This window comes from Nonomuraea sp. NPDC003727, assembly GCF_053586935.1.
Window position 1 is genome coordinate 1 of record NZ_JBSFNE010000043.1, and the last position, 15,173, is coordinate 15,173.

At 70.3% G+C, this 15,173-nt stretch carries 13 protein-coding genes; 10 read left to right on the plus strand and 3 right to left on the minus strand.

Annotated elements, in window-relative coordinates:
- The coding region (locus ACWDLG_RS44695; RefSeq protein ID WP_449931702.1) for a GTP-binding protein at positions 1-365 on the plus strand (365 nt) is incomplete at its 5' end.
- Positions 366-437: 72 nt separating this feature from the next.
- Here ACWDLG_RS44695 and ACWDLG_RS44700 read toward each other — a convergent pair.
- Both ACWDLG_RS44700 and ACWDLG_RS44705 read right to left on the minus strand, forming a co-directional pair.
- Positions 438-1,391 (minus strand): SIS domain-containing protein, encoded by a 954-nt coding sequence (locus ACWDLG_RS44700; RefSeq protein ID WP_449931704.1) that lies wholly within the window; start codon positions 1,389-1,391, stop codon positions 438-440.
- Positions 1,388-2,608, minus strand: a complete 1,221-nt coding sequence (locus ACWDLG_RS44705; protein WP_449931706.1) for a hypothetical protein — start codon at positions 2,606-2,608, stop codon at positions 1,388-1,390. The genes ACWDLG_RS44700 and ACWDLG_RS44705 overlap by 4 nt, the downstream gene beginning before the upstream one ends.
- Positions 2,609-2,822: 214 nt before the next feature.
- Here ACWDLG_RS44705 and ACWDLG_RS44710 point away from each other — a divergent pair, with 214 nt between their 5' ends.
- Genes ACWDLG_RS44710 through ACWDLG_RS44725 form a run of 4 tightly spaced genes read left to right on the plus strand, consistent with a single transcriptional unit; the run spans position 2,823 to position 7,233 of the window.
- The gene (locus ACWDLG_RS44710) at positions 2,823-3,941 is read left to right on the plus strand and encodes a polyamine ABC transporter substrate-binding protein (protein ID WP_354923085.1); all 1,119 of its coding nucleotides are present in this window, start codon (positions 2,823-2,825) and stop codon (positions 3,939-3,941) included.
- 2 nt (positions 3,942-3,943) lie between these two features.
- Positions 3,944-4,798, plus strand: coding sequence for an ABC transporter permease (locus ACWDLG_RS44715; protein WP_449931708.1), 855 nt, complete (start codon positions 3,944-3,946; stop codon positions 4,796-4,798).
- On the plus strand, positions 4,791-5,570 hold the full coding sequence (locus tag ACWDLG_RS44720; RefSeq protein WP_449931710.1) for an ABC transporter permease: 780 nt from the start codon (positions 4,791-4,793) through the stop codon (positions 5,568-5,570). The genes ACWDLG_RS44715 and ACWDLG_RS44720 overlap by 8 nt, the downstream gene beginning before the upstream one ends.
- Positions 5,557-7,233 carry an ATP-binding cassette domain-containing protein gene (locus ACWDLG_RS44725; protein ID WP_449931712.1) on the plus strand — a complete coding sequence of 559 codons (1,677 nt, stop codon included), beginning with the start codon at positions 5,557-5,559 and terminating at the stop codon, positions 7,231-7,233. The genes ACWDLG_RS44720 and ACWDLG_RS44725 overlap by 14 nt, the downstream gene beginning before the upstream one ends.
- Before the next feature lies 1 nt (position 7,234).
- Here the strand turns inward: ACWDLG_RS44725 and ACWDLG_RS44730 are convergent, their stop codons facing one another.
- Positions 7,235-7,849 (minus strand): TetR/AcrR family transcriptional regulator, encoded by a 615-nt coding sequence (locus ACWDLG_RS44730; protein ID WP_449931714.1) that lies wholly within the window; start codon positions 7,847-7,849, stop codon positions 7,235-7,237.
- Between the two features lie 114 nt (positions 7,850-7,963).
- Here ACWDLG_RS44730 and ACWDLG_RS44735 point away from each other — a divergent pair, with 114 nt between their 5' ends.
- The 5 genes from ACWDLG_RS44735 to ACWDLG_RS44755 all read left to right on the plus strand — a co-directional run bounded on the left by ACWDLG_RS44735 (position 7,964) and on the right by ACWDLG_RS44755 (position 15,120).
- Positions 7,964-9,229 (plus strand): glycosyltransferase, encoded by a 1,266-nt coding sequence (locus ACWDLG_RS44735; RefSeq protein WP_449931716.1) that lies wholly within the window; start codon positions 7,964-7,966, stop codon positions 9,227-9,229.
- A gap of 110 nt (positions 9,230-9,339) precedes the next feature.
- Entirely contained in the window at positions 9,340-10,749 is a 1,410-nt protein-coding gene (locus ACWDLG_RS44740; protein WP_449931718.1) for an aminobutyraldehyde dehydrogenase, read from the plus strand.
- A gap of 173 nt (positions 10,750-10,922) precedes the next feature.
- Complete coding sequence (locus ACWDLG_RS44745) at positions 10,923-14,267, plus strand: nitrate- and nitrite sensing domain-containing protein (RefSeq protein ID WP_449931720.1); 3,345 nt, start codon at positions 10,923-10,925, stop codon at positions 14,265-14,267.
- Entirely contained in the window at positions 14,264-14,686 is a 423-nt protein-coding gene (locus ACWDLG_RS44750) for a roadblock/LC7 domain-containing protein (protein WP_354923062.1), read from the plus strand. Before ACWDLG_RS44745 ends, ACWDLG_RS44750 begins: the two co-directional genes overlap by 4 nt.
- A 107-nt stretch (positions 14,687-14,793) precedes the next feature.
- Complete coding sequence (locus ACWDLG_RS44755; protein ID WP_354923097.1) at positions 14,794-15,120, plus strand: DUF742 domain-containing protein; 327 nt, start codon at positions 14,794-14,796, stop codon at positions 15,118-15,120.
- Positions 15,121-15,173 lie beyond the last annotated feature (53 nt).

The following is a 15,173-nucleotide window of genomic DNA, read 5'->3' on the forward strand; positions in this document are numbered from 1 at the left end:
TGGACAGGGACCTGATCCTGTACCTGTTCGGCACGCCCGGTCAGCACCGGTTCTGGTTCATGTGGGACGACCTGGTGCGCGGCGCCATCGGCGCGATCGTGCTGGTGGACACGCGGCGCCTGGCCGACTCCTTCCCCGCGATCGACTACTTCGAGGAGGCGAAGCTCCCCTTCGTGGTCGGGCTCAACGGGTGGGACGGGCATTTCCCGCACGTGGAGAACCAGGTGCGGGACGCGCTGACGCTCGCCCCGCACGTGCCGATCGTCCGGACGGACGCGCGCTCCCGTGAAGCGGTCAAGAGCACGCTCATCACGCTCGTCGAACACGCCCTGACCGTGCGCTCCTCCTACGGCCCCACCTTCTGACCGCCTACGGCCCGACCTCCTGGCCCGGACCCTGACCCGCACCCGGCGGGCCCAGGTCCGGGGAGCAGGGCGTCAGGCGGTGCGCCACCAGTGGGCGGCGACCAGCTCGGCGACCAGCGTCTCGGTCAGCAGGGCCACGTCCGGATCCTCGTCGTGCCGGTAGCGGATCGCGGCGCGCTCGCCCTCCACGTGCCCGCCCACGGTGAGGACGGTGGAGCCGCGCTGCCGTACCCAGTCCATGGCCTGCTCGTCGTAGGCCGATCCGGGGAACAGCAGGGCGCGGTAGTCGAGGGTCTTGGTGAGGTAGACGTCCACGTGCGACCAGTCGCCGCTCTCGCACGCGTCGGCCGGCCTGCGCGGCCCCTCGCGGACCATCAGCGCGGACTGCTGGGCCGACGACAGCCGCTCGGCCGGGGCGATCGTGTAGACGCCGTTCGGCCCGTCGAGCAGGTCGAGGGCGGTCGGCAGCCACTCGTCGCGGCGGTCGAGCAGGTCGGAGGTGGCCTCGGCGGCCCGCCGTACCAGCTCGGGCAGGTCGCGGGGCGCGCCGGTGAGGTGCGACTCCAGCGCCAGCAGCAGGGCCAGCGTGTGCTGGAAGGTACGGCAGGCGACGCCGCCCCGCTCCTCGCCCGCCAGCATCGGGATGACCTGGTCGGCGCCCTCGGTGATCTTCGAGTCGGCGACGTTGGTGAGGGCGACGACGGGGGAGGGGCCGCCGGCGTAGCGGGCGAGGGCGTCGAGCGTCTCCCTGCTGCCGCCGGTCGCCGAGATCGGCACGACGAGCGTCTCGGGGCCGGCGGGGAAGGTGGCGGCGGCCGAGCCGTACTCGGCGTAGGCGTCGAAGCCCCTGGCCCGCAGGCGGAGCGCGGCGACGCTCGCGGCGTAGCGCGAGCTCCCCATGCCGAGGAACACCACTCGCCTGAGCCCCTCCGGCAGCGTCAGCGGCTCCTTCTCCAGCCACGCGGCCAGGTCGGCGAGGGCGGAGGGCTTGGCCTCCAGGTCGGCGTGGAACAGCTCGGGGTTCACGGGTTCTCCTCGGTGTAGCGGGTGCGCAGCACGCCCATGGGGGCGTAGCGCCAGCGGGGCAGGTGGCGCGCGGCGTAGATCAGCTCGCGGCACTCCTGCTCGATCTCGAACGGGCCGAGCAGGCGCTCGTCCAGCAGCTCGGCCCGGCCGGCGGCGCGCAGCCGCAGCCGGTAGGCCTCCAGGAAACCGGCTCTGGCGGCGGCGGCCCACGCGGCGGCGGCGGAGGGGGCGGTGCCGCGGCGCTTGACGGCCACCTGGGCGACGTGTTCCAGGCTGGTGGTGAGCTGGGCGACGTCGCGGGCGGCGGGCTGGTAGGGGTCGGCGTCGGCGACCGTGGGATTGCCGTCGAAGTCGATCACCGCGTATCCGTCGCGCCACTGGAGGATCTGGCCGACGTGGAAGTCGCCGTGGATGCGGATCCTCGGGGTGGTGACCGGGGTGGCCAGCGGGGCCAGCCCGGCGCGCAGGGCGGGCTCGTGGGCGCGCAGCCACGCGCCGTCCTCGCCGTCGGTGAGCGCGAGCGCCTCCTCCAGCGCCCCGGCCGCCCGGTCGAGCGCGGACTCCTGCCGCCAGAGGTCCGCCCCGCCGGGCTCGCCGCCCGCCGGTGACGGGGCCGCGCCCTGCGGGAGGCGCACTGGTGCCGGGGCCGCGTCCTGGGGAAGGCGCACTGGTGCCGGGGCCGCGCCGTCCGCCGCGGGGAAGGTGGCGAGCGCCAGGTGCAGGTCGGCGGCCAGCCGGCCGAGCGTGGCGGCGAAGCCGGTACGGCCCGCCTCCGCCTCGTCCACGCACCACTCCCACCCGTCCCTCGCCCCGGGCAGGTAGCCGGTCACCAGGGCCAGCAGCGTCTCGGCGCCCGACGGCTCGACCCTGGTGAGCGCCGCGTACGGCGGGGCGGTGTCCCGGAAGCCCGCCTCGGTCAGGTGCGCGAACGCCGCGAGCGTCGGGTGGGGCAGCGGCGCCGGCTCGGCCAGCCACTTCACCACGACCCGCTCGCCGACCACCACCGAGTGGTTGGTCTGGTCGACGTCGATGCCGCGCTCCCGCCAGGCGTCCCCGGCGCCGGGCTCGCCGGCGGTGCCGTACGGGGCGGGCATGGGCAGGTAGCGGCGGACCCTGAAGGGCTCGGGCACGGGGGCCGACAGCGCCGCCAGGAACGCCGCCGTGAACCCTTCACCGGCGCTGAGAGCGGCGGTGAGAGTTGGCCGGGAACTGGTCACGGCGCCGTCCTGATCGGTAACGTGATTCTTACGTGGGGCCGGCAGTCGTCGCCATATTGAATCGCGATTCAACACGTTTATCGAACTTCCTGGTGACAATGTCCGGAAAAGTCTTGCTCATGTTGATGTTGGCTGCAACACTCCTGCTTTGGTCTGCAGTGCCCGGTTGGTCGCGAGACCCCTCGTACATCTGAATCTAGAAGGAGTAGCGGCCGTGTCCCGTACCCGGTACACCCGTCGTCTTCCGGCCGTCGTGGCGGCGGCCGGGCTCGCGCTCGCCGTCGCGGCGTGCGGCGGTGAGTCGTCGACCGACAGCGCCAAGCCGGCACAGAGCGCGGCGCCGCTCAACGCCAAGGCCGACCTGTCCAAGCAGAGCCTGACGGTGACCGTGTGGCCGGGCTACACGCCCAAGGAACTGCCGGAGAAGGCCAAGGCCAAGCTGGGCGTCGCGGACGTGAAGGTCGTCGAGCACGACACCAACGAGACCGCGATGGCGAAGCTGACCGGGCAGGGCGGCGCGGGCGTCGACGTGGCCTTCGTCTCCGGCCAGTACGCCCAGGCGCTGGCGGCGGCGGGCCTGCTGGAGCCGATCCACCCCGAGCTGATCCCGAACCTCAGCAACCTCTACCCCGAGGCCACGCAGCTCTCCTACGACAAGGGCAACAAGATCTCCGTCCCCTACACCTGGGGCACGACGGGCATCTGCTACCGCAGCGACCTGGTCAAGGCCGAGCCGACCAGCTGGAAGGACATCCTGACGCCGCCGGCCTGGGCCGAGAAGAAGGTCACGATGATGACCACCGAGCGCTGGCTGGCCCTGCCCGCGCTCAAGTCGCTCGGCTACTCGGTCAACACCGACAAGGACGAGGAGATCGCCAAGGCGAAGGAGCTCCTCCTCGCGGCCAAGCCCAAGCTGCTCCAGTACGACGACGTGACCTTCGGCGACAAGCTGAAGTCCGGCGAGGCCGTCATGGTCGAGGCGTGGGACGGCTGGTGCCCCACCACGGACCCGAAGAACAACATCAAGTTCGTGGTCCCCAAGGAGGGCAGCGACCTCTGGGTGGACACCATGGTGATCATGAAGTCCTCCAAGAACAAGGAGGCCGCGCACGCGCTGATCAACTACATCCTCGACCCCGAGATCCACAGCTGGGCTGCCGCCAACATCAACTACAAGGTCCCGAACAAGGCGGCCATGGACAAGGTCCAGATCCCCGAGGGGTCGCTGCTCGGCATCTCGCCCGCCGAGCTGCTCCAGGGTGAGTCGATCATCGACCTGGGAGAGGCGGCGACCAAGTTCACCCGCCTGTCGACCGAGGTCGCGGCCAAGTAAGCGTGAAGACCGTGGGAAAGGCCCGGCCGGTGTCCCCTCGGTGGGGGCGCCGGCTGGGCGCGTTCGTGTTCCTGGGGCCCGGCATCGCCTACCTGGCGGTGCTGATGCTGGTCCCGCTCGTCCTGGTGCTCAGCTACACCGTCTTCAGGCGCGGCCGCTTCGGCGGGATCGTCTACGAGTTCACGACGGAGAACTTCACCAGGCTGCTCGATCCGCTCTACCTGGACGTGGTCCTGGAGTCGATCGAGCTGGCCACGCTGACCACCGTGTTCGCGCTCCTGCTCGGCTACCCGACGGCGTACCTGATCGCCAGGCTGCCGCGCACGTGGAAGACGATCGCGCTGGTCGCGATCGTCCTGCCGTTCTGGACGAACTTCATCATCAGGATCTACGCGTGGACGATCCTGCTGAGCGGCCCCGGCCTGATCAACTCCGCGCTGGGCACGCAGTTCGAGCTGCTCTACAACCAGGGCGCGATGGTCACCGGCCTGCTCTACTCCTACCTGCCGCTCATGGTGCTGCCGCTGTACGCCGCCATCGAGAAGCTCGACCCGCAGCTGCGCGAGGCCTCGGCCAACCTGGGAGCCTCGGCCTTCACCACCTTCAGGCGCGTGACGCTCCCGCTCACGCTGCCGGGCGTGGCCACCGGCTGCCTGTTCGTCTTCGTGCCGAGCTTCGGCAACTTCGTCATCCCGGAGATCCTCGGCGGCGGACGCTCGGCCACGGTCGGCACGCTGATCCGCACGGAGTTCCTCAAGTCACGTGACTGGCCGTTCGGCTCCACCCTGGCGCTCGCCGTGATCCTGGTCCTGGTCGTGCTGCTCGTCGTCCAGTCGTGGGTGAACCGCCGTGGGTAAGCCGCGCTTCCTCTACGTGCCGTTCTGGCTGACCTACGTCTTCCTCTACGCGCCGATCCTCGTGCTCCTGGTGATGTCCTTCAACGCGGGCCGCTCGCCGTACGTCCACGAGGGCTTCAGCCTCAAGTGGTACGGCGTGCTCGCGCAGGACGAGAAGATCCTCAAGGGCCTGGCCAACACGCTGATCGTGGCGGCGGGCTCGACCGTGCTCGCCACCGTGCTCGGCACGATGCTGGCGGTGGGACTGGCCAGGTACACCAGGTCCAAGCTGCTCGACGCGCTCGGCCTGATGCCCGCCATCCTGCCCGACCTGGTGCTGGCCATCGGCCTGCTGGTCTTCTACGACGTGGTGAAGTTCAGCCTCGGCCTGCACTCGGTGATCCTGGCCCATGCGCTGTTCGGCATGGCGTTCGTCGCCGCCGTCGTGCGCACCAGGCTCACCCACGCCGACTCCTCGCTGGAGGAGGCCTCACGCGACCTCGGGGCCGGACCCGTCACCACCTTCGTCAGGGTGACGCTGCCGCAGCTCGTGCCCGGCATCGTCGCCGGCGCGCTGCTGGCCTTCACCCTGTCGATCGACGAGTTCGTCATCGCGTTCTTCACGGCGGCGCCGACCGAGCCGACGCTGCCGATCGTCATCTACTCAATGGTCAGGTTCGGGGTGACCCCGGAGATCAACGCGCTCGCCTCGATCCTGCTGCTGGTGAGCTTCACCGTGGTGATCGTCGCCCAGCGCATGACGAAGATCGGGGAGATTCGTGCTCAAGATTGACGGCGTCACCCGCAGGTTCGGAGACGTCACCGCGCTCGACAACGTCTCGCTCGAGATCGAGCAGGGCGAGTTCTTCGCCCTGCTCGGCCCCTCCGGCTGCGGCAAGACCACGCTGCTGCGCATCCTGGCCGGCTTCGAGACGCCCGACGCGGGCACGGTCACGCTCGACGGCGACGACCTGCTGTCGATGCAGCCGAACCGGCGGCCGATCAACCTGATGTTCCAGTCCTACGCGCTGTTCCCGCACATGACCGTGGCCAAGAACATCGCCTACGGCCTGGAGCAGGAGAAGCTCGGCAAGGCCGAGATCAGGCAGCGGGTCGGCGAGGTGCTGGAGACCATCGGGCTGGCCGAGATGGCCGGACGCAAGCCGTCCCAGCTGTCCGGCGGCCAGCGCCAGCGTGTCGCCCTGGCCAGAGCGATCGTCAAGCGCCCGCGGCTGCTGCTGCTCGACGAGCCGCTGTCCGCGCTGGACAAGAAGGTCCGCGCGGGCATGCAACTGGAGCTCAAGCGGCTGCAGCACGAGGTCGGCATCACCTTCGTCGTGGTCACCCACGACCAGGAGGAGGCCATGTCGCTCGCCGACCGGATCGCGGTCTTCCAGACGGGCCAGGTGCGCCAGGTGGACGAGCCGGTCGCGCTGTACGAGCGGCCCCGCACGCCGTTCGTGGCCGACTTCGTCGGCGCCAACAACCTCTTCGAGGGTACGGCGGTGCCGGGCGGCCTCGAGGTCCCCGGACTGGGCGTCCTGCCCGCCGAGAGCGCCGAGATCGAGGATCCTGAGATCGTCGAGCCCGACGACGCGGCGTCCGAGAAGCCGGTGTCCGAGGAGCCGTCGTCTGAGGAGCCGGTGTCCGAGGACGCGGTGTCCGAGGATGCGGTGTCCGAAGGCGCCGAGTCCGAGGATGCCGCGACCGACGGCCCCGATTCTCCCGATGCCGAGTCCGAGGGCGCCGAGTCTGACGGTGCTGAGTCTGATGGCGCTGAGAGCGAGGGTACCGACGCCGAGGGCGCGGAGACCGAGCGTGCCGAGTCAGAGGACACCGCGACGGACGGCGCCGAGTCTGACGGCGCCGAGTCTGACGGTGCCAAGGCCGAGGGAACCGACGGCAAGGTCGCGGAGACCGAGCGTGCCGAGTCTGACGGCGACGAGTCTGATGGCGCCAAGGCCGAGGGTACCGACGGCAAGGTCGCGGAGACCGAGCGTGCCGAGTCCGGCGGCGCCGAGTCCGACGATGCTGAGTCTGACGGCGCTGAGAGCGAGGGAACCGACGCCGAGGGCGCGGAGCCCGAGCGTGCCGAGTCTGATGGCGCCAACGCAGAGGGAACCGACGGCAAGGACGCCGAGTCTGACGGTGCTGAGACCAAGGACGGCGAGGCCGAGGACGGCGAGGCCGAGGGTGGCGAGAGCAAGGGCAGGAAGGCGCTGCTGGCCGTGCGGCCGGAGAAGGTGCGGCTGTCCGATGAGATGTCCGGCGAGGGCCTGCCCGGCACCGTGGTCGATGTGAGCTTCTACGGTGGCATCTCGCACATCGCGGTCACCGTGGAGGGCAGGGACAAGCCTGTCCTGGTGGCCCAGCAGGGCGCCGCGAAGGTCGAGGCGGGCGCCCAGGTCCGGCTCGACTGGGACGCCCACGACGCGGTGCTGATCCGGGAAGGTTGAGTCAGTGGGGAGCCAGCTGGCAGCCGGTGGCCGCTCGGGCATAGCTCAGTATCAGCTCCACGGCCTCCTCGGGGCCGATGAGCGGATGCCTGGCCGTGATGCGATAGCCGTAGGCGTCCTCCAGGGCCACCAGGTTGCGCGCGATCGTCAGCGAGTCGGTGGCCAGGGTGAACACGCCGAGCGCCGTCCCGGTGTCCAGGACCGCCTGGTACATCGACACCTGGCGGTCGTACAGGGTCGTCAGCAGCAGGCCGTAGATCCGGTTGCGGCCGGCGGCCCCGCCGAGCTCGTTCAGCAGCCGCACGTCCGGGTCGAGCGGCCCGGTCGGCAGTCCCGAGCGGATGGTGACGACCAGCTTGCGGGCGGGGTCGCTGATGGCAGAGATCTGCCGCATGCGGTGCTCGTAGAAGCGCTCCACGCTGGCGTGGTGCGCCTCGACGAGCAACTCGCTGAGGTCGGGGTAGTGGTAGAGCACCGCGCCCGAGGTCAGTCCGGCCTCCTCGGCCACGTGCGTCAGCTGCACCCCGTCGATGCCGTGGCGGACGATGGCCCGCCGGGCCGCCTCGATGAGGTCGATCCGCCGGTCCGAGCGACTCTTGCGCGCGGTCACCAGCACCCCCGTTCCTGTGGCGTCATTAAGGTCATGCGGGCACATACTGCCTTGAAGTTGACCATCCCGCTAGACAGTATTTGAATTGAAATTCAACTGAGTGTCCCCCCGGAGTTGATCATGTCTCTCACCATCCTGTTCATGCCCGAGAGCGCGTACGGACCCACGAACAACAGCATCGGCATCGGTGACATCCTGCGCCGCAGGGGGCACCGGGTGGTCTTCGCCGCCGAGGCGTCGTGGAAGGGCAAGCTCGAGGCGCTCGGCTTCGAGGAGGACCTGGTGGACCTGGCGCCGCCCGCCGAGGAGGAGCAGGACGCCGGCCAGTTCTGGAAGGACTTCATCCGCGACACGGCTCCGGAGTACCGCAAGAGCACCAAGGAGCAGCTCGAGACCGTCACCAAGCCGATCTGGGACGCCCTGATCGACGGCGTGAAGTACTGCGAGCCGCAGCTCAAGGCGATCATCGAGCGGGTGCAGCCCGACATCATCGTCGAGGACAACGTCATCACCTTCCCCGCGCTGCTGACGACGGGCAAGAAGTTCGTCAGGATCGTCTCCTGCAACCCGCTGGAGGTTCGCGGCGAGGGGATCCCGCCGGTCTTCTCCGGCCTGCCCTCCGGCGACCGCGGCGAGTGGGACGCCTTCGTCGCCGAGTACGACCGCACCCACCGCGAGATCTGGACCGCCTTCAACGAGTGGTGCGTCGAGCAGGGCACCCGGCCGCTGCCCGACCTCGACTTCATCCACGAGGGCGACCTGAACCTCTACGTCTACCCCGAGCTGCTCGACTACACCGACGCCCGCCCGCTCGGTCCGAGCTGGCACCGCCTCGACTCCTCGGTCCGCGAGACCGACGAGGACTTCGCGCTGCCCTTCGAGCGCGCCGACGGCGCGCTGGTCTACTTCTCGCTCGGCTCGCTCGGCTCGGCCGACGTGGAGCTCATGCAGCGCGTCATCGACGTGCTGGCCACCACGCCGCACCAGTACATCGTCTCCAAGGGCCCGCTGCACGAGGAGATCAAGCTCGCTGACAACATGTGGGGCGCGGAGTTCGTCCCGCAGACGAAGATCATCCCGCAGGTCGACCTGGTCATCACCCACGGCGGCAACAACACCACCACCGAGGCGATCCACTTCGGCAAGCCGATGATTCTGCTGCCGCTGTTCTGGGACCAGTACGACAACGCCCAGCGCGTGGACGAGCTCGGCTACGGCGTGCGCCTGTCCACCTACTCCTTCACCGACGAGGAGCTCACGGGCGCGCTGGACCGCCTGCTCGGCGACACCGAGCTGCGCGCCAGGCTGGCCGCCGCGGGTGAGGAGATCCGCCGGCGTGACGGCCTGCGCAAGGCCGCCGACCTGATCGAGCAGCTCGGCAAGTAAGCCACGCCTGACCGACCGTCTGAGGGGAACGCCGTCGCGCGTTCCCCTCAGACGTGGTCTCCGGCCGTCACGGCAGGCGACCGACCCGATCGTTTCCGAGGAAAGACACCATGCGTCAACTGATCAACCCGGCCACCGGCCTGCCGTTCGCCGAGCTGCCCGACACGCCCGTCCACGAGGTGGCCGAGGTCGTCCGGCGGGCCAGGGCGGCCTTCGAGGAGTGGTCGCAGGCGACCCCCGCCGAGCGTGCCCGCGTGCTGCTGCGCCTGGCCGACCTGGTGGAGGCCGACGCCGAGGAGCTGACCAGGCTCGAGGTGGAGGAGACCGGCAAGCCCGCGGCCGTCTTCAGGGACGGCGAGCTGCCCTTCGCCGCCGACAACCTGCGCTTCTTCGCCGGGGCCGCGCGCTCGCTGGAGGGCAGCGGGGCCGGGGTGCTCAGCGCCGGCTACACCTCGGTGCTGCTGCGCCGTCCCGTCGGGGTGGTCGGCTCGATCGCGCCGTGGAACTTCCCCTTCGTCATGGCGGTGTGGAAGCTCGGCCCGGCCCTGGCCGCGGGCAACGCGGTAGTGATCAAGCCCGCGCCTAACACGCCGCGCACGACCGTCCGGCTGGCCGAGCTGATCGCCAAGGCTGGCGCGCCCGCGAACCTGGTGCAGGTCGTGACCGGCGACGCCGAGGTGGGCGAGGCGCTGGTGACCGACCCGGGCGTGGACATGGTGAGCGTCACGGGCTCCACCGAGACCGGCCGGGCGGTCATGACGGGTGCGGCGCGCACGCTCAAGCGGGTGCATCTGGAGCTCGGCGGCAAGGCGCCCGCCCTGGTCTTCGAGGACGCCGACCTGGCCGAGACCGCGCGCGGTGTGGCCATGGGCGCGACCTACAACACCGGCCAGGACTGCACCGCCGCCACCCGCGTCTACGTCGCCCGCCAGGTGTACGGCGACGCGGTGGAGGCCATCCGCGCTACGCTGGCCGAGATCGAGGTCGGCGACCCCTGGAGCCCCACGACGGACATCGGGCCGCTGATCTCCGCCGCGCACCGCGACCGGGTCCACGGCTTCGTGACCCGCGCGGCCGCCGACTCCGGTGGCGAGGTGGTCTGCGGCGGCGCCCCGATCGACGCGCCCGGCTTCTTCTACCCGCCCACCCTCATCGCGGGCCCGCGGCAGGACAGCGAGGTCGTGCAGGGTGAGCTTTTCGGTCCCGTGCTTGTCGTGCTGCCCTTCGACGGCGAGGAGGAGGCGGTCAGGCTGGCCAACGACACCCGCTACGGCCTGGCCTCCTCGGTCTGGTCGCGTGACGTGGCCAGGGCCATGCGCGTCTCGCACCGGCTGGACGTCGGCGTGACCTGGGTCAATGATCACTTGCCCATCGCCAGCGAGGCCCCGCACGGCGGCGTCAAGGGCAGCGGGTTCGGCAAGGACATGAGCCAGGAGGCGGTGCAGGAGTACTCTGTGACCCGCCATTTGATGATCAAGCACGCGGCTCCGGCCGAGCGGGACTCGTTCCGGCCGGCCTAAACGGCGTGTGGCGTTATGGGCGAAAAAGCCGGATTTATGGGTGTTTAGCGAGCTTTGTCTCGTTCGCTGATCTGGTCAGGTTGTGTTCCAATTACGATCGCTCCTGCAATCCCATGCGCCACATGCGTGTCAGAGATTTCCCGAGCACGTATGGCGAGAGGTAGCGACACTCAGTGAGGACGGAAAACCCCCGGCACGCCGCCCCGGGGGAGGACACAGGCAAGCAGCCCGGGCCGGGCGGTCGTTTCCAGCTGGGCAACTGGCGGGTGCGATCGCGCCTCATCCTGCTCATCCTGATTCCCACGGTCGTGGGCGTCCTCCTCGCGGGTATCCAGCTTGCCAACTCCATCGGCACCGCGTCCGAGTACCGCCGCCTGACCCAGGTGGCCGAGCTCGTGCAGCGGCTCGGCGCGCTCTCCCACGAGCTCGGCAAGGAACGGGCGCTCACCGCCTGGTACATCGCCGACAACCGCCGCGCCGGCCGCCTTTCCCAGCTGCGCAACCAGCGGGACGTCGTCGACGCGGGCAAGAAGAAGGTGCTCGACAGCGCCAGGGCGATCGACGAGGCCCACCCGCTCCGCGTGCGCCACGAGGTCGAGGAGGTGGTCCGCTGGCTCGAGGGCCTCGACGGGCTCCGCGACTCGATCATCGGCGACAGCGACAGCGTTCCCCCCCGAGCGGCGATCAAAACCTTCACCTCCATGATCGACGTCATGGAGGGCCTGCAGGGCGAGCTCATCGCCGAGGGCAACAACGAGGGCCTGCTCGGTGACGCCACCGCCCTCGGCGCGCTGGAGCGCGCCAAGGAGGAGGTCTCCCGCCAGCAGGTCATCCTCGTCGTCGCGCAGATCGAGCGCAGCCTCGACTACGACGACCTGTCCGACTTCCTCGGCTCGTGGAACGCCCAGCAGGCCGAGCTGGCCGTCTTCGAGTCCGAGGCGGCGGGCGACGACCTGGCCTTCTACCGCAAGATGGTCCGCGGCCAGGAGGTCGACCGCGCCGACGCCATGCGCCAGCGCGCCCTGGCCCAGATGCGCGAGTACAAGGAGATCCGCGACCTCGACATCACCTCGCGCCGCGACCTCAAGCTCTGGTACGACAGCACCGAGCAGACGGTCGACACCATGCGCAAGGTCGAGGACCAGCTGGCCACCTCCATCGTGGCCCAGACCAGGGAACTGGCCGACGCCGAGCAGCGCAACGCCATCGTCTCCGGCGCGGTCATCCTCGTGCTGCTGCTGCTCGTGCTGCTGATCACCACCAGGGTGGCCGGTTCGCTCGTGCGCCCGCTGCGCAGGCTGCGCGCCGAGGCGCTGGAGGTGGCCGGCCATACGCTGCCCGACACCGTCCGCATCCTGCGCGAGTCCGGCGACGGCGCGGCCATCCCCGAGGTGCCCTCCATCGGCGTGCTCACCCGTGACGAGATCGGTGAAGTGGCCAGGGCCTTCGACGAGGTCCACCGCGAGGCCGTACGGCTGGCCGGCGACGAGGCCAAGCTGCGCGCCAACGTCAACGCGATGTTCGTCAACCTCTCCCGCCGCAGCCAGACCCTGGTCGAACGCCAGCTCCAGCTCATCGAGGGCCTGGAGAACGGCGAGGAGAACGAGCAGCGCCTGTCCGACCTGTTCAGGCTCGACCACCTGGCCACCCGCATGCGCCGCAACAGCGAGAACCTCCTGGTCCTCGCCGGCCAGGAGGCCGCCCGCAAGTGGACGCAGCCCGTCGAGCTCGTCGACATCGCCCGCGCGTCGCTGTCGGAGGTCGAGGGCTACGAGCGCGTCAACATCCAGGTGCCGACCGGCACACTGGTGGCGGGCCCCGCGGTCACCGACGTCGTCCACCTGCTCGCCGAGCTGATCGAGAACGCCATCTCGTTCTCCCCGCGGGAGACCAAGGTCAGCGTCTCCAGCAACCGCGCCGAGAACGGCGTGATGATCGCGGTCGTCGACCTCGGCATCGGCATGAGCGCCGACGAGGTCGCGCAGGCCAACTGGCGCCTGGCCAACCCGCCCGTCGTCGACGTGTCGGTCTCGCGCCGCATGGGCCTGTTCGTGGTCGGCCGGCTGGCGCTGCGCCACGGCATCACGGTGCAGCTGCGCTCGCAGCCCTCCGGCGGCGTCACCGCGCTGGTCGTGCTGCCCGACACGCTGCTGGTCAGCGCGTCCGCCCCGGCCCAGACCGGCTTCCCCTTCCCGCAGACCCAGGGCTCCTTCAGCCCGTTCGACTCGCCCGTCATGGCCGCCCCCGTCGCCCCGTTCGGCATGGACAGCCCGGACGTGCGCGGGTTCGACGAGCCGATGCACACGCCGTGGCCCGGCACGCTGCCCCCGCCCGGAGGCAACACCGCGTGGCCGTCCATGGGCGAGGAGTCCGCCTTCGGCACGGCCGACGCCGAGGCCGCCACGAGCGGCCCGTCCGACAGCGCCTTCCCCAGCGGCACGTTCACCGACAGCGGGTCGCGCGAGCAGGGCTTCGCCGACACGGGATTCTCCACCGGCTCCTTCTCGGACAGCTCCTTCTCGGACGGCGCTTTCTCCGACAGCGCCTTCTTCGACGGCGGATCGCGCGAAGGCGACGGCGGGTCCCGCGAGAGCGCCTTCTCCGACGGCGGGTCCCGCGAGAGCGGCTTCGCCGACAGCGGTTTCTCCGACAGTGGCTTCTCCGACAGTGCTTTCTCCGAGGGTGGCTTCTCCGAAGGCGGCTTCTCCGCCAACGGCCAGCGCCCCGGCGGTGCCGGGGCGTCCGGCGGGCTCGCCGACCGCGGCTGGCCGTCCGCGGTGTCCGGCACGCCCGAACCGGCCTTCGACCCGTTCTCCAGGAGCCTGCCCGAGCCGGACCCGCGGTCGATGGACGCCTTCGGCCGCCCGCTCGAGCCTGAGGCCAACTCCGCTTTCGACCACGTCAAGCGCGACCCCGCCGGCGCGTTCGGCTCCCCGGGCAACGACTCCCACAGCTCCTTCATGGGGCTGCCGGAGGCCGACATGACCGGCCCGCTGCCCGTCGTGCGGAGCTCCCCGATGGACGAGGACGGGGAGGAGTTCCTGCCGATCTTCTCCTCCGTCGGATCCGACTGGTTCCGCCGGCCCGACCCCGAGGAGCTGAAGGCCGCCAGGGAGAGCACGCGGGAGGAGGCGGACCCCGAGCCGTCCCCACGCCCTCGCCTCTCCGGCGAGCAGCCGCCGGCGCCGGAAGGCCGCCCGCAGGGGCTGCCGCAGCGCCGGCCGGGCGAGAGCATGTCCACCTCGTGGTCCTCGCCCGCCGACAGCGGTTTCCAGGCCGCGCGCGCCGCCGCGCAGCCCGCCCAGGGCGGTACGACCTCCTCGGGCCTGCCGCGCAGGGTCCCCAAAGCCAACCTGGTCCCCGGTACGGCGAGCACGCCGGAGAGCGCGCCGCCCGAGGTGCCCGCGCCGGTCTCGCCCGACCGGGTGCGCAGCCGCCTGTCGAGCTTCCAGCAGGGAGTGCGGCAGGGCCGTGAATTCACTCGCGACCACGCCCGCGAGAACAAGGAGGACAGATGAGAGAGCTGAGTCAGGGCGCCCGCGGCGTCAACTGGCTGATCACCGACTTCGTGAACAACGTGCCCGGTGTCGCGCACACCGTGGTCGTGTCGTCCGACGGTCTGCCGCTTGCCTACTCCGAGGGATTCCCCAAGGACAGGGCCGACCAGCTCGCCGCGGTCGCCTCCGGTGTGATCAGCCTCACCCAGGGCGCGGCCAGGGTGTTCGAGGGCGGCATGGTCACCCAGACGGTGATCGAGATGCAGCGCGGCCTGTTGATGATCATGTCGATCAGTGATGGGTCGTGCCTGGCGGTGCTGGCCGCGGCCGACTGTGACATGGGCCTGGTGGCGTACCAGATGACGCTGCTGGTGGAGCGGGCCGGTCAGGTGCTGACACCTGCCGTACGGGCCGAGCTGCAGGCGGCGCGTCCCCGCTAGCGGGGGCGTGAGATGGGGGACAGGAGAAGGCTGTGACAGATCAGGGTTGGGCTGGTGATAACAATCAGGGGCGACATGGGGCCCCACGCCCTCAGGGGCCGAGCTCGCTGGTCAGGCCGTATGCCGTGACCGGTGGGCGCACGGCGCCCAGGGTGAAGTTCGCGATGGAGGCGTTGGTCTCCTCCGCCACATCCGAACATCGCGATCTTTCTCTCCTCAGTCCGGAGTACCAAGCGATCATCCAGTTGTGCCGGTCGGTCAGGTCGGTCGCGGAGGTCTCCGCTCTCTTAAAGGTCCCGCTCGGCATCACCCGGGTGCTGATCGCGGACATGGCGTCCGAGGGCTTGATCCGCGTCCACCAGCCGCAGCTGGAGGCGGGTAAGCCGGATCTCAACCTGCTGGAAAGGGTGCTAAGTGGACTTCGCAGGCTCTAGCGGCCTGACCTCGACGAAGATCGTCGTGGCGGGCGGGTTCGGTGTGGGCAAGA

What these genes read in the sequence shown, in the direction of transcription:
- ACWDLG_RS44735 (WP_449931716.1), top strand. Translation starts at nt 7,964, where the DNA reads ATGTCTCTCACCATCCTGTTCATGCCCGAGAGCGCGTACGGACCCACG.
- ACWDLG_RS44750 (WP_354923062.1), top strand. Translation starts at nt 14,264, where the DNA reads ATGAGAGAGCTGAGTCAGGGCGCCCGCGGCGTCAACTGGCTGATCACC.
- ACWDLG_RS44740 (WP_449931718.1), top strand. Translation starts at nt 9,340, where the DNA reads ATGCGTCAACTGATCAACCCGGCCACCGGCCTGCCGTTCGCCGAGCTG.